Source organism: Acinetobacter sp. 1207_04 (assembly GCF_052850415.1).
Genome location: NZ_VXCQ01000001.1, coordinates 349,765 through 363,883, shown reverse-complemented (window position 1 = coordinate 363,883; position 14,119 = coordinate 349,765). Strand labels below are relative to the sequence as shown.

Sequence of the window (14,119 nt, the reverse complement as noted above, 5' to 3'; positions counted from 1 at the left end):
ATAATGGATCTTCAGCGTCGTATTGATGACAGACTCAATCAACTTTTCAACTTTAAAAGAGTCGGTGAATGGTATCGCCAAGGTCGATGCCCAAACTGTAATGAAAAGGAACTCTATACCCATGCAGAAACACCTCGCATGGTGAAATGTGGACGCATCAATAAATGTGGCTATGAAGAATATGTCAAAGATATCTGTGAAGAGTTTTTTAAAGATTGGTCTGAGTACCATCCTAAAACACCTGAAAATCCAAACGCTGCAGCAGATGCCTATTTAAAAGAAGGACGTGGCTTCGACCTTAAAAATTTAAAAGGCAGATATACACAGGAACTATATCAAGCGCCTAAAAATAAAAGTTTAGTCAGTGCCACAGTTCGCTTCAAATTGGCAGAAGGTATTTATTGGGAACGTATCATCGACCGTCCTGACCGCTTTGGTCGGCAGAAAGCCAATTTCATTGGTAAATGGACAGGCTTGGCATGGTCAATACATGCCTTAGATGAACTCTGCCATGCAAGCAGTATTTGGATCACAGAAGGCATCTTCAACAGCATTGCCCTCTCACAGTCTGAAATCATCAGCATCAGCAATATGAACAGTGGCAATTATCCATCGCAAATATTAGATGCCATTCATAAACGCTGTCATGAACTCAACAAAGATAAGCCTCGTTTAGTGTGGGCATTAGACAACGATCAAGCAGGTAAAAAGTTTTTATCCAAACATCATAAACAAGCAACGGATCAAGGTTGGATCTCCACTGCTGCCCTGCCACCTGTGCCTATCAATGGAAAATCACTCGATTGGAATGACCTATTTCAACGTGAGCAATTGACTGAAAAAGACCAGGAGAAATATCTCCATTTTGGCAAGCTTCAAATTGTCGAAACACCTGAAGAAGCAGGACTACTTATCTACAATTTTTATGGTAGCAACCTCAGTAAATTCTTTTTCAATCATAAATTCCGTACCTATTGGTGGGAGCTAGATTATGAAAAATATAACAAGGCAGTCCAATACGTTGAGGAAAGCCAACAAGAACAAATGCTCTCAGAAGAAGAAGTCCGCATTCAGGCATTAAAAACCTGTTCTTCAGCAAAAGAAATCTGTAATGCACAGCTTGAACCCCTGTATTTCCAACGCAACGAAATCACAGATGAATCTTGGTACTACTTCCATCTACAAAGCCCATGGGGTGAAACCAAAACTACGTTTACTGCGGAACACATGGCTTCACGCAGTAAATTTAAACCCCGTGTTATGTCTGTCCTTTCAGGCGCCATGTGGACAGGTAGTGACCAACAACTCGAAACTTTTATTAAACGTAAAACTGAAAAATTACGTGAAGTTAAAACGATTGATTTCATCGGCTACAGTAAAGATTATCAAGCTTATATATTCGACCAATACGCTGTGCATAACGGTCAAGTTATCCACAAAAATGAACATGACTTCTATAAAACAGGAAAAAAAGAACTCAAATCTTTAGCCAACTCCCCTGTTATTCACCTCAATCCTAAAAAGGAATTTACGCCCAATTGGTGGAAAGACTTTTATACCTTAAATGGTGCACATGGTTTAATCATTCTTGCGTGGTGGACAGGTACATATTTTGCCGAGCAGATCCGTGCACTCAATTCTTCATACCCATTCTTTGAATTTGTCGGTCAAGCAGGTGCAGGTAAATCGACTTTACTTGAGTTGCTGTGGAAGTTCACTGGACGAGAAGCCTACGAAGGCTTTGATCCAAACAAATCAACCAGTGTCGCAATTTATCGTAACTTTGCTCAAGCCTCAAATATGCCGATCGTTCTGATTGAAGGTGACCGTAACGATCAAAATGGTGGTGCACAAAAAGCTAAATTTAGTTGGGATGAATTAAAAGATGCTTTCAACGGTCGAGCAATTCGCTCGAAAGGCTTAAAAACTGCTGGTAATGAAACCTATGAGCCACCTTTTCGTGGTGCAATCATGATCAGCCAAAACACGCCTATTCAAGCCTCAGAAGCGATTTTGTCTCGTACATTGCATATTACGGTAACCACCAAAGGTCATAACCTAGATAAGAAAAGAATTGCAGATCGTCTATCTCGTATTTCATTAGAAGATGCATGTACTTACATGACGCATTGCTTAAAAAATGAAGCCAAAATTCTGCAAACCTATACAGACAATATTCAAGCACTTGAAGAAGAATTTCATCAAAAAGGCATCACCCATACACGTATAGCCCTGTGCCATGCACAAGTATCCGCAATGATCGATGCACTTGAACAACACGTTTTAAAAGATGTTATCGACTTAGAAGAAATTTGTGATGCCAAACGTATTTTAGAAGATATGGCACGGGAACGAGTAGATCAACTGAGTAGCGACCATCCAATGGTTCAACAATTTTGGGATGCTTACGAATATATGAATGTGAGCCGAAGTGCAGCATTCAGTTTAAATCATCATGATCATGATGCCCAAAGCATCGCAATCAATCTAAATGAAGTCTACAAAGTTGCAGCACGTAACTATCAGTCTTTACCTGATATCAATGAAATGCGGACGCTTCTTCGCTCAAGCCGGCGCTATAAATTTATAGAAATGAACAAACCAGTGAAGTCTAAAAACTTCCCTGCAGATGAAGTTAAAAATGTCACTTCAGACGTTCGTGAACGAGTCGTTAAATGTTGGTTGTTTGCCAATCCAAACTTTCAAAAACAGGGATTAAAAAATGTCTCAAAATAATAATATTGAACTCATTTTAGAAAAAATATTGAAAAAAATTGATCTAATACCGATCGTATCAATTGAACACCAACTATGGAATGAAAAAGATATCGCCCAGTACTTCAAATACTCATTGGACTACACTAGACGCCACATTATTAGTCATTATAATTTCCCACCAAGCAGACAATTACCTACATCTGCCGATGGCGATCGTACCGTTCCTCGTTGGAAAGCAACCGATATTATTAAATTTGCGATGGCATTTGATAAAGCAACTTTGAAATACCCTTAATTCTTATTTTTACGAATATAATTGTTTGGAAATTTTTCTTTTCCTAGTAGCCATAAATAAATATCTATCTGCCGAATAGAGTAATTTTCTAATTGATAAAACTCTCTAAATTTATAAATAATTTCGACAAATCTTTCATAATTTCTTAGATCATCTTTTGAGAATTTATCAAACTTATCTGTTTTACTAAAATGAAGAAGAATTTTAGAAACATAATTATCAAAAATAGGATATGTATCGGAATAGTGATGACTACAATACTTCGTCGCAAAAGAATAGTTTCTAATTACTCTATTATTTGTAGAAACTGTTGCAATTTCATCTACCAAAGATAAATCACGAAGCTTTAAACGATCATCTATTTTTAAAGCTTGGATGTGCTTAGCTACACTCAGAGTATCAAAAATATTTGTACTATAAAGATCATTTAAAACACTTACTTTTAAATGGATATCTTCCAAATCAACATTTTTAAGACAATATTGGTGAAAAAGTCGGTGCAGAGACTTTTCATGATCTTGATATTTTTCTAAACTTTCCCACTGTTCTAAATAAAAAGTAATTTGCTCAATAGATGGTTTACTTATAATTAAGTTCATATTTTTCAGTTAAATAATTTTAAACAATACTACTCAATCCTTTTGACATATTCAATTCTTCCAAAATCTCATCCGTGGTCGGATTGTAATAAACCAATGCTTGTTTTGGATCTTTCCATCCAAAAATCTTACATAAAGTTAAAGCATTTTTAATACGTCTAGCCATTAGACTTGCTGCCTCATGTCGTGAATCATGGAAAGTGAGATCTGCATTTTCCAAACCTGCAGACTTCCTAGCTTTACGAAATAGTGAATCTCTAGAGCTGCTACTAATAGTAAAAACTTTTGGACATGCTTTACGATCAATCTTTAAAGCTAAACTCCACAAGTGCAAAGCAAAATCATCAAGGGGAACATTACGACTAGATCCATTCTTAGTATCAGGCAAACGAATGAATCGCTTCGCTATAAATACATCTGACAATGGTCGATTAACAATTTCACCTGATCTCATACCTGTGGCCATTGCAATCAACCAAATTAAACCAACCTCTTGCATCTTAGTATTTGGAACTGTACCAGGTGTATATTTCAAGGCAGAAAGTATACTTTGTAGTTCATCTATTTCTATTCGACGTTCTCTATGCTCAGGTTTTTTGGGCTTCCGTAAGTTTTCAACTGGGTTAAAGTCGATCCAACCTTTATCACGCCTACACCAGTTAAAAAATGCAGATAAAGTCGAATAATCACGCAGAACACTTGCAGCACTCAAAGGGCGAATTGTTCGGTTCATTACCGTGCTTTCCCATTGCTTTAGATATTCAGGGCGATAATTTACCAATGGCCAATCCACAAAAGGCAGATGATTTTGATAATATTTTAACCGTTGGATCTCTTTTTTCGCTGTTTTCTTATACCTAGATACTTCATTCATATACCTGGTCAATGCGTCTTCAACTGTAAGTACTACCTTATTATTTAATGCCTGTTTAGTTGAAAAATTTAAGAAAAATTCACGTTCTTGAATCTCAGACCATCGCTTTGCATCATTCTTATTTTTAAAAGTTTTACTTTTTCTTTGATTGAAAGCAATAAGATCTGCTCTCCACTTACCACTTTCAAGTTGATAAATTGACAGACTCATAAAGCTCACAACCTCAAAGACTTATACAAAGAAGTACAAGTTAAAAAATGTGTAATAAACGTGTAAATGTATACCTAAGAATACCTCAAAATACCTTAAAAAAACCCAACACTCAGAAACGACGAAGCCCCAAAGCCTTGTATATAAGGGCTTTGGGGCTTCGGAGAATATTACTATTCTGAATTTGGTCCCGAGGGTCGGACTCGAACCGACACATCATCTCTGATAGTGGATTTTGAATCCACCGCGTCTACCAATTTCACCACCTCGGGATGAGAGGTATAATAGCGGTTTTCTCAAGCATGTCAACGTATTAAAATTACGTTTGTTTATTTTTAAAGCAAAATACTTTAGATTGAATTATAAACCACCAAATTCAGCGTTTTATTTCAAAAAGCGCTATACTAAAAGCAGTATTTCTTATTGTTTTTGCTGCCACTCCTATGCAACTGTCCGATTTTAATTTTGACCTTCCCGATGAATTGATTGCCCGTTACCCACTTGAAACACGTAGTGCTTCTCGACTTCTGCACTTAAGTGCAGATGGTCGTTATCAAGATCACCACTTCACCGATATTTTAGACTTATTTGAAGAAGGTGATTTATTGGTACTCAATGACACCAAAGTCATGAAAGCTCGCTTAAAAGGTAAACGTGCTTCTGGCGGTGCTGTTGAAGTTTTGGTTGAACGTATTTTTGATCAGACCACTGCACATTGCCACATTAAAGCAAGTAATGCACCTAAAGCAGGTGCGGAGCTATTTATTGGTCCTGATTCGGTTAAAGCCACGGTGACAGGTCGTCATGAAAATTTATTTATTGTTGAATTTTCACAGCCTATTTTAAAAGTTTTAGATCTATACGGTGCTTTACCCATTCCACCCTATTTCAACCGTGATGCGGAAGCAATTGATACTGAACGCTATCAAACCGTTTTCAATGATCCGACCAAACTAGCAAGTGTCGCAGCACCTACAGCAAGCCTACATTTTGATGATAAGCTACTGCAAAAACTTGCTGATAAGGGCATACAAAAAACATTTGTCACTTTACATGTTGGTGCAGGTACATTCTTACCTGTACGTACGCTCGATATTGAAAATCACATCATGCACAGTGAATGGTGTGAAGTTTCAGAAGATGCTGCAAAAATGATTCAAGAAACTAAAGCACGTGGCAATAAAGTCATTGCTGTAGGAACAACTGCGACTCGTGCAACAGAAAGTGCCGCACAGGCATGCGGCGGTCAAATTGGCGCATGGACAGGTGATACACAAATCTTTATCTATCCAGGTTATAAGTTCTGTGTGGTAGATCGTTTAATTACCAATTTCCATTTGCCTGAATCAACTTTACTCATGCTCGTTTCTGCACTATCTAACCGTGACAATATTTTAAATGCCTACAAACATGCTGTAGACAGTCAATATCGTTTCTTTAGTTATGGCGATGCAATGCTGATTGATCAGGCAAATTAAGCGTAATATTTGTATTTAAAAAAGGCCACGCATTAAAAATACAATGCTTGGTCTTTTCAGAATTCACTCTATATTCTTAAATATCTCCACACGATCCGCTTATTAACTTACATCTAAAAAAATATATAAAAGCCAACAAATATTTGCCTGTAAAATTTATTCTGTCATGATAATTTAATCTCAAATTTTCCGTATAAATACACAGTAAAAAAATAATGACATCATTTTTCACACAATTTAAAAATGCCTTTTCAGGACAAAATCAGAATAACCAAATTGCCTTGCATAATATTCAACGCTTGCAAGATATTATGCGTAATCCCCCTCCATCTGAGCATTTATATACCCTACTTAATGAATGGGAAGGTGATAATAATCTTGAAATCCATAATTACAGTTTTATGTTATGGATCACTTTGGCTGTGGTTTGTCTGATTCTCACTTTTATTTTGCATTATGGATTTCTCCTACTCTCCATAGGATTGGTCATTTATGCTTTTGTTAAACGAACCTCAACTTCTGCGCGCGATGATTTAATTAAGCATATGCAAAATTATTGGCTTGAGCGAAAGTATCAGATCTATTTTGGGCAAAGTAGATATAGTGAAATAGATGATTTTAGTGATAATCACACAAATAATGCTCATGAAAATAGACAGCAAAAATGGGCTCAATTTGACCATCCATTTAGTTTCCCCTATTTCCAATTAGGTAATCATGCCAACGACATTCAACACTGTATGTACGGAGAGTGGCACATTCAAGGAAAAGATTATCCATTCATGTTATTCAACTACCATTATGTCGATAAAAATGTTAACAAAGACGAGGACGGTAAAGAAACCATTTCATATGATCATCATGACTTATACTGTGTAATGGTTGAGGGATTCCCAGGGCGTGGTACGAGTATTTCGAGTCAGCAAAAACGTCAATCTCGTTTAGGTGTCAAATGGACTTCGGGGGATATCAAGTTTGACCAAGCCTATCAACTCAGTGGTATTGATGAGATGCATTTAGCGAAATTCTTTTCACCACAAAATATTTTATCGCTTGAAACTGCAATGCAATCCTTTCATGGCGATTTTTATGTTCATCCTCAAACAAGCATGCTGTGTTGGCTATTTAAAAAAAATATTATACAAAGTTCATCCGAAGATCTAAGAATTCGTACCGTACATGAACTCGCTGAAAGTCTCTTACAGTTAAAGATGCCTGAATATGAAAAAATGACACAGATTATGCAGACGTTGATTCCTGAGCTGAGCTCGTAGTTAAAATATAGTACTCCTTATCATTGAAACTAACCAATCGAACAATTAAGTAAGAGGCATAAAAATTTATATTTTCAACTCTACCTTTAAAATGATCCTATATTCTCACCCTATCAAAATCGCTTTTTTATTCTTCGGCTTTATCGCATAATCAATTTTACTTCAAATCTTTTCTAGCCGATTTCAATTTATGCCCATTGATACTGTTCAACATTTTATGCATGTCACCACCCATAAAAACAAACAGGTCATGCACAATGTCGCTCGACTTTGGACAATTGGGCAACAAGCAAAATCAGATCAAGATATTTTAGATGCCTTACATCCTTGGAATGATAATAAAGAACTGTATTTTTATAATAACCTACCTCGCTTACTGTTTATCTCAGGTGTTTTGACCTGTTTATTCGGGTGGGTTATTCATCACTATATTCCATTTATTTTAAGTTTTATTACAGGCGCACTGTGTTGTTTTTTGGCTTATCTTATTTATGAAAGTGATGAACCGATTAATGAAGTGATTGCTTTTCTTGAAGAGCGCATCATGTTGTTACGCTATGATCTACATTTTAACAAAATGCCAGGACATATTACGACAACATCCAATTCTATTTTGGTGATGAGTAAATTACGTCAAGCATTCCCACTATTTTCGCAAGGCAATGCGAGTAATGAAATAGTACAATTTGCAGCAACGACTTGGCATGATGATGGTACTGAACATCAGGTTTTAATCTTTCACTATCACTATGTCGATGAACTTTCCATTCACGGTGTCGATTTAAAAAAACAAAAAATCAAAGATATTCATACGGATCAATGGGGCGTGTTTATTTTTCAAATGCCACCACTTGGTTTTGCCGCAAGTAATAAACACGATCAATTTGTCTATCCATACCATCAAAAATGGCAAAGTAGCGATATTTTGGTCAATCAAAAAATCAATATTTTCGGTTATGAACAGCATCAACTCGCTCGAACTATTAGCCCGAGTCAGACCTTAAAACTGAGTGATTTTTTTGAAGATTATAACGGTGATCTGATTTATCATTTTCAAGAAAATATTTTCTGTTATTGTGGTGATCAAAATCTGCTTCGAGTTTCACACCGAAAACGTGAAATTCGTGATATTTCGACTTTACGTGGGCATCTACGCACCTTAACCATGCCTGAATATGAAAAATTTAAACAGAGCATGCTAAAATTTATCTCATAAATGCTTTATTCCACTAAAGCTAACAACATTTACCACAACATTATAGGAATAACAAAATGGGATTATTGGTTTTTATTGGTATTTTTGTCCTTCTCGCGATTTGGGGCATTTCCATTCGCAATAATATTGTACGTTATTTCAATGCAACCAAACGTGCTTGGGCAGAGGTTGCCAATTTTGAACGCCAAAAAATAAAAACGCTTGAAACACTCGAACAAACCTTATCGCAATATACCCAATTTGAAAAATCGACTTTAGAAAAAGTAACTGAATTACGTCGACAGATCATGAATTTAAATATCAACAACACTGATGTTTCTCAATTGCAACATATTGAAAAACTTAGCCAAGAAATGATGAAAGGCTTAAATGTTGTCGTTGAAAACTATCCAGAACTCAAAGCCGACACACTGTATGCAAAAATGATGGATGACATTCAAGAACAAAATGAAAATGTTGGTGCTGCAATTACCATTTTTAACCGCAATGTAGAAGAATTTAACAACACCATTGAAATTTTCCCAAATAATATGGTGAATACATTGACGCTGTCGAAAAAACCAATCCGTCCATTTTCAGATGCTGTCGCTATGCAAAACTTTGATTATCGCCCAAACTTTTAAGCTATTTTTTGTATATCAATTTACATTCTCAGCCAAATAACACAAAATACATAACGAAAATTAAATATTACAAAAATAAGGCTGAGAAATTTGAAATGTTCGATTTACAAAGTAACAAAACTGAATATATATCCGAATTAAAAACCGCACTCATTGCTGAATATGATGCTTTTTACAAAAAATATCGGGAACATCATATCTACGCTTTCAGCCTCGTATTAGATGAGTTTTTAAGCCCCCAATATACAACTGTATCGACTGAAAAAAGTTTACTAACTGAACAGGAAAATAAATTTCAATATTTACCTGAGCGGGATAAATGGTTAGTAGAAAAATGGCAATATCGTCATCAAATTGATGGTGGAATCAATTATCTAAGCCATAAAATGGCGACTTTTTTCCAACAATCACGTTTAAGTCTAACCCAAACAACATCTGTTGAGCGTGATCAGGAAAATATGTTGATTTTTTATTTGGAAGCGATGCGTGCTGCACGATCTGAAATATTTCAACTCACGCCAAAACAATCTGCTCAAGTACTGTTTTTTATTTGGAAACCTACGAGCCCAGAATTTTCAGTTAAATCACTTGAGGCATTAAATACATCGTCATCGCTATTATACGAAGCCATTGCAAGTCTCAAATCTCAGCAAATTGTCAAACCAAAAACCAAACTTAAGCTAACAACCATTGAAAAAGACTTACTCATTGATCTTGCACAAGCCCTTGAAATTGAACCTTATGATGATATGGAAATTGCGCAACATGCCTATATGCTGTCTCTTGAACCTTATTTCCTTGAAATTAGTCCCTATATTCAACATTTAATCAATGATATTGCTGCTATGGATAACGGAGATTTGGTTCTACAAAAATGGGATATTCAAGCGCGCATCCAACAGTTCTATAATATTTAAAAAGCACACCAACTAAAAGCATTCCCAAGTTGAGTTTTTCACCCCACTGAAAAACTCAACTTGCAACAAAATATGCTTTATAGATGACCTACTTTGTCAACTAAACAATCTATTGTGTTTTTACAAAATGAATTCAAACATATAGATCATCATTTAAGCATATTTTACAGCGTTTATACGCAACCTTCATGTCAGATTCATATAATTCATTTATGATGAAAATACATGCAATAGTGGCTTTTCACGCTAGAATCAGAGAAAATAGCCCCCTTTTTTGCAATGCTTAATCAGCGAACTGTTTTTTCGCTAGATCCGGATTATTTATGAAGTTTGAAAAATTAGGTCAGTCGGGGCGCGCCCGTCGTGGTCGCCTCACGCTTGAACATGGTGTGATTGAAACCCCTGTATTTATGCCTGTGGGTACATATGGCACGGTTAAAGGCATGCTACCTCGTGATCTTGAAGAGATCAAAGCACAAATTATTTTGGGCAATACATTTCACCTTTACCTACGTCCCGGTTTAGATGTGATCCGTGAACACGGCGGTTTACATGGTTTCATGAAATGGAATAAACCAATTTTGACCGATTCAGGCGGCTTCCAAGTCTTTAGTCTTGGTGCAATGCGTAAAATCAAAGAAGAAGGTGTCACATTCCGCTCGCCTATTGATGGTTCTAAAGTTTTCTTATCACCTGAAATTTCAATGGATATTCAACATACATTGAATTCTGACATCGTCATGATTTTTGATGAATGTACACCCTATCCTGCGACACATGAAGAAGCTCAAAAATCTTTACAACTGTCACTGCGTTGGGCAAAGCGCTGTAAAACACAGCACCATGATGTCTTAAAAAATAGAAATGCCCTATTTGGTATTATTCAAGGCGGTATGTATGAAGACCTCCGTGAAGAATCACTTGCAGGCTTAAAAGAAATTGATTTTGATGGTTTTGCGATTGGTGGTCTTTCTGTCGGTGAGCCGAAAGAAGAAATGATCAAGGTTTTAGATTATCTACCGGTTAAAATGCCTGCTGATAAGCCACGTTACTTAATGGGCGTGGGTAAACCTGAAGACATCGTTGAAGCGATTCGTCGTGGCGTTGATATGTTTGACTGCGTCATGCCAACACGTAATGCACGTAATGGTCACTATTTTGTCACCGATGGTTTGGTACGTATTCGTAACAGTCAATATCGTCATGATCAACGTCCGCTTGATCCACACTGTGATTGTTATACCTGTACGAACTTTACGCGCGCATATTTATTCCATCTTGAAAAATGTGGCGAAATGCTTGCTTCAATGCTCGGTACGATTCACAACTTACGTTATTACCAACGTTTTACCCAAGACATTCGCGATGCACTCGATAATGGAACTTTTGATGAGTACGTCAAAGATTTCTATCAACGTCGTGGACTCGATGTTCCCCCTTGTCCTGAAGATTAATACCCCAATATAAATTCAACGTAAATATTCGTTTATCAATATTTGCGCTGAATCCAAAGACAAGGTAAATTGCAGAACAAGTCAATTTATATCATTAAGGGGAAAATGCATATTTTTAAATCAAATATGAAAAAATCCCCTTGTATGACACAGATTTTTTTACTTTTAGGAAACTGAAATGAGTTTATTTATTTCCACTGCTCACGCTGCTGAAGCGGCTCAAGGCCCTGGCTTAACAGCTAACTTATTGATGATTGCTGTTTTCGTTGCAATCTTCTATTTCCTTATTTGGCGTCCACAAGCTAAACGTGCGAAAGAACACCGCACCCTAATTGAAAGTTTAGGTGTAGGTAGTGAAGTTGTTTTCGCTGGTGGTTTAATGGGTAAAGTCCTTAAAATCGAAGGTGATTTTGCAGTGGTTGAACTAAACCGTGGCAACGAAGTAAAAATTCAACGTGCAAGTGTTATTTCAGTTTTACCTGAAGGCACCTTAAATAACCTTTAATCATAAAACAGTCGTGCCCTAGCACGACTTTTTCATTTTAAGAAGAAAGCAAATGCGTTACCCTGCATGGAAATATATACTGATCCTGATTGTTTTAGTGGTCAGTACATTATACGCACTGCCAAGTTTGTATCCTGATGAACCTGCTGTTCAAATTTCTGGTGCCAAGGCAGGTACCGTCATTGATCAGTCCATTATACAAAAAGCAGAGCAAATACTAAAAAGCGAAAGCATCAATAGTCATGACAATACCTTTTCCAATAATGCTGCCCTATTGCGTCTAGATTCATCTGAAGCTCAGTTGAAAGCGAAGTCTGTATTGGCAACAGGTTTAGGCGATGAATATACTGTTGCATTAAACCTTGCGCCAACCACTCCAGAATGGCTACAAAAAATTGGTGCTAAGCCAATGAAGCTCGGTTTGGACTTACGTGGTGGTGTTCACTTCCTACTTGAAGTAGATATGGACAAAGCTATTTCACAGCGCATGGAAACTTCTGCAACCGATTTACGTCGTGACTTCCGTGACAATAAAATTAAATTTAATAGTCTGTCACTGAACAATAATGTTATTACCCTCCAGTTTGCAAACAACGATGATCGTTCTGCTGCAATGGATTTCTTACGTCGTAATGGAAATAAATACGATCAGCAAGCACTTGCAACTGAATCAGGTGCAACACTTAAACTGACGTATAATGCTGCTGCAAAACAAGAAATTCAAACCTATGCGCTCGATCAAAACTTAACTACTTTACGTAACCGTATTAATGAGTTAGGTGTAGCTGAAGCATTGGTTCAAAGCCAAGGTAGCAACCGTATTGTAGTTGAATTACCAGGTGTACAAGATACTGCGGAAGCAAAACGTGTCTTGGGTCGTACAGCGAATCTAGAGTTCCGTCTTGTTTCTGATCTTAATGATCAATATATCGACCGATCTACAGGTAAATCTAATGGTCAGCCTTTGCCTCCTGGGACTGAGCTTTTTGCTTATGAGTCTTTGGATAGTGGTCGTGAGTTGCTCTTGAACCGTAACCGTATTTTGACGGGTGAACGCGTTCAAAATGCATCAAGTGGTTTTAGCCAAGATTCTGGCGGCGCAGAAGTTAACATTACGCTAGACAATGCTGGCGGTAAACTCATGGCAGATGCGACACGCAATGCTGTGGGCAAACGTATGGCGGTACTGTTTATTGAAAATAAACAGAAAATTACTACCGTAACCGACCCTGTGACTGGCGTACAAACCCAAGTGCGTACACCCTACTCAGAGTCTGTTGTCATCAATGCCGCAACGATTCAAGCCGTTCTCGGTGCCCAATTCCGTATCACAGGTCTAGATTCTCCACAAGAAGCAGCTGAACTTGCACTTATGCTTCGTGCTGGTGCTCTCGCTGCACCAATGTACTTCGTTGAAGAACGTGTGGTTGGTCCTAGTCTTGGTCAAGAAAACATCGACAAAGGTGTACTTTCAACTCAAGTTGGTTTCATCCTTGTTGCTATTTGGATGATTGTTTTCTTCCGTTTATTTGGTCTTATTGCCGATATTGCATTGGTCATTAACCTTGCGATGCTGCTTACTGTTATGTCTTGGCTTGGTGCATCACTCACCCTACCAGGGATTGCAGGGATCGTCATTACAATTGGTATGGCAGTCGATGCCAACGTACTAATCTGTGAGCGAATACGAGAAGAAATGCGTTGGGGTGCATCGCCCAAACAAGCCATTATTGCGGGTTATGATCGTGCATATAACACCATTTTCGACTCAAACTTAACCACATTCTTGGTTGCGTTTATTCTGTTTGCAATTGGTACAGGCCCGATCAAAGGCTTTGCTGTAACACTCATGATTGGTATCGTTTGCTCAATGTTTACAGCTATTACTGTAACTCGTGCAATCGTCCAATTGATCTACGGCAAAAAACGTGACTTGAAAAAGTTGAGCATTTAAGG

Annotated in this window: 12 protein-coding genes and 1 tRNA gene; 10 read left to right on the top strand and 3 right to left on the bottom strand. The window is 37.3% G+C overall.

Annotation, left to right across the window (positions count from 1 at the left end):
• Positions 1–2,736: a toprim domain-containing protein gene (locus tag FW754_RS01685; RefSeq protein ID WP_446323700.1), complete on the top strand. Its 2,736-nt coding sequence runs from the start codon at positions 1–3 to the stop codon at positions 2,734–2,736.
• Positions 2,723–3,013 (top strand): hypothetical protein, encoded by a 291-nt coding sequence (locus FW754_RS01680; protein ID WP_446323650.1) that lies wholly within the window; start codon positions 2,723–2,725, stop codon positions 3,011–3,013. Before FW754_RS01685 ends, FW754_RS01680 begins: the two co-directional genes overlap by 14 nt.
• Here the strand turns inward: FW754_RS01680 and FW754_RS01675 are convergent.
• From FW754_RS01675 to FW754_RS01665, 3 genes are all read right to left on the bottom strand, one after another.
• Positions 3,010–3,612: a hypothetical protein gene (locus FW754_RS01675; protein WP_446323649.1), complete on the bottom strand. Its 603-nt coding sequence runs from the start codon at positions 3,610–3,612 to the stop codon at positions 3,010–3,012. The genes FW754_RS01680 and FW754_RS01675 overlap by 4 nt on opposite strands.
• A gap of 19 nt (positions 3,613–3,631) precedes the next feature.
• Positions 3,632–4,696, bottom strand: a complete 1,065-nt coding sequence (locus FW754_RS01670; protein ID WP_446323648.1) for a tyrosine-type recombinase/integrase — start codon at positions 4,694–4,696, stop codon at positions 3,632–3,634.
• A 185-nt stretch (positions 4,697–4,881) separates the two neighbouring features.
• Positions 4,882–4,968 (bottom strand) — tRNA-Leu (locus FW754_RS01665).
• Between the two features lie 171 nt (positions 4,969–5,139).
• Between FW754_RS01665 and queA the strand changes: the two genes are divergently transcribed.
• The 8 genes from queA to secD all read left to right on the top strand — a co-directional run bounded on the left by queA (position 5,140) and on the right by secD (position 14,117).
• Positions 5,140–6,174 carry a tRNA preQ1(34) S-adenosylmethionine ribosyltransferase-isomerase QueA gene (gene queA, locus FW754_RS01660; RefSeq protein WP_446323647.1) on the top strand — a complete coding sequence of 345 codons (1,035 nt, stop codon included), beginning with the start codon at positions 5,140–5,142 and terminating at the stop codon, positions 6,172–6,174.
• Positions 6,175–6,389: 215 nt separating this feature from the next.
• Positions 6,390–7,448 carry a hypothetical protein gene (locus tag FW754_RS01655; RefSeq protein WP_446323646.1) on the top strand — a complete coding sequence of 353 codons (1,059 nt, stop codon included), beginning with the start codon at positions 6,390–6,392 and terminating at the stop codon, positions 7,446–7,448.
• Between the two features lie 190 nt (positions 7,449–7,638).
• Positions 7,639–8,664: a hypothetical protein gene (locus tag FW754_RS01650; protein WP_446323645.1), complete on the top strand. Its 1,026-nt coding sequence runs from the start codon at positions 7,639–7,641 to the stop codon at positions 8,662–8,664.
• A 56-nt stretch (positions 8,665–8,720) separates the two neighbouring features.
• Complete coding sequence (locus tag FW754_RS01645) at positions 8,721–9,287, top strand: LemA family protein (protein WP_419346349.1); 567 nt, start codon at positions 8,721–8,723, stop codon at positions 9,285–9,287.
• 95 nt (positions 9,288–9,382) lie between these two features.
• Entirely contained in the window at positions 9,383–10,204 is an 822-nt protein-coding gene (locus FW754_RS01640) for a DUF4303 domain-containing protein (RefSeq protein ID WP_446323644.1), read from the top strand.
• Between the two features lie 323 nt (positions 10,205–10,527).
• Positions 10,528–11,658: a tRNA guanosine(34) transglycosylase Tgt gene (gene tgt, locus FW754_RS01635; RefSeq protein ID WP_446323643.1), complete on the top strand. Its 1,131-nt coding sequence runs from the start codon at positions 10,528–10,530 to the stop codon at positions 11,656–11,658.
• A gap of 178 nt (positions 11,659–11,836) precedes the next feature.
• Positions 11,837–12,163, top strand: a complete 327-nt coding sequence (yajC, locus tag FW754_RS01630; RefSeq protein WP_409510814.1) for a preprotein translocase subunit YajC — start codon at positions 11,837–11,839, stop codon at positions 12,161–12,163.
• Between the two features lie 52 nt (positions 12,164–12,215).
• Complete coding sequence (gene secD / locus FW754_RS01625; RefSeq protein ID WP_446323642.1) at positions 12,216–14,117, top strand: protein translocase subunit SecD; 1,902 nt, start codon at positions 12,216–12,218, stop codon at positions 14,115–14,117.
• Positions 14,118–14,119 lie beyond the last annotated feature (2 nt).